Here is a 644-nt window from a genome sequence, read left to right as displayed (position 1 = left end):
TAACTTCCGTGTTCGGAATGGGAACGGGTGGACCCTCGCCCTAATCAGCACCAACTTACTTTCTTTTGAAAAAGAAAGTAAGCAAAGAAAACTTCATACTTCCTTCTTCAAGAAGAGATCCGTACCTTTTTCTCTCCTTACCGTCTTTTTCAACAGCAAGTATTCTATCAAATTTTCTTCTCACTGTCAAGAACTTTTCGTTCTTGCTCATTTCATTTTCCTCTTCGAGGAAAATGAAATGGTGACCCGTACGGGAATCGAACCCATGTTTGCGGCGTGAGAGGCCGCCGTCTTAACCGCTTGACCAACGGGCCTTGTGGTGCGCCTTCAGGGATTCGAACCCGGGACCCACTGATTAAGAGTCAGTTGCTCTACCAACTGAGCTAAAGGCGCATACTTTCTTTCGAGAAAGAAAGTATGCAAAGAAAGCTTCCTACCAAGTCTCACCTTAATATTCGCTTCCCGCTTTCTCTCTCTCCAGAGGGTGGGCGCTTTGTCTGCACCTTCAAAACCGAACAGTGAATTCCGCAAATCCTCGCTCGCAAGCGCCTGCATTTCTTTCTTGCCTGAACCACTCAGGTCAAGCCCTCGGCGGATTAGTATCGGTCAGCTCAACACATTGCTGTGCTTACACCTCCGACCTA

The 644-nt window shown here is 47.4% G+C and carries 1 protein-coding gene and 2 tRNA genes; all 3 read right to left on the bottom strand.

Translation table 11 applies throughout. The features are described from left to right. Nucleotides 1-55: 55 nt before the first annotated feature. Nucleotides 56-211: a hypothetical protein gene (locus B5F19_RS17625; RefSeq protein WP_162612614.1), complete on the bottom strand. Its 156-nt coding sequence runs from the start codon at nucleotides 209-211 to the stop codon at nucleotides 56-58. Nucleotides 212-239: 28 nt separating this feature from the next. Continuing rightward, nucleotides 240-314, bottom strand: a tRNA-Glu gene (locus B5F19_RS16915). A gap of 3 nt (nucleotides 315-317) precedes the next feature. Beyond that, a tRNA-Lys gene (locus B5F19_RS16910) sits at nucleotides 318-393 on the bottom strand. Between the last annotated feature and the right edge of the window lie 251 nt (nucleotides 394-644).

This window comes from Pseudoflavonifractor sp. An184 (assembly GCF_002160305.1).
Taxonomy (GTDB): Bacteria; Bacillota; Clostridia; order Oscillospirales; family Oscillospiraceae; genus Lawsonibacter; species Lawsonibacter pullicola.
This window is presented reverse-complemented; position numbering and strand designations above follow the sequence as displayed.

Bases quoted from the DNA above. Each gene is read 5' to 3' on its own strand.
- B5F19_RS17625 (WP_162612614.1), bottom strand. From the start codon at position 211: ATGAGCAAGAACGAAAAGTTCTTGACAGTGAGAAGAAAATTTGATAGA.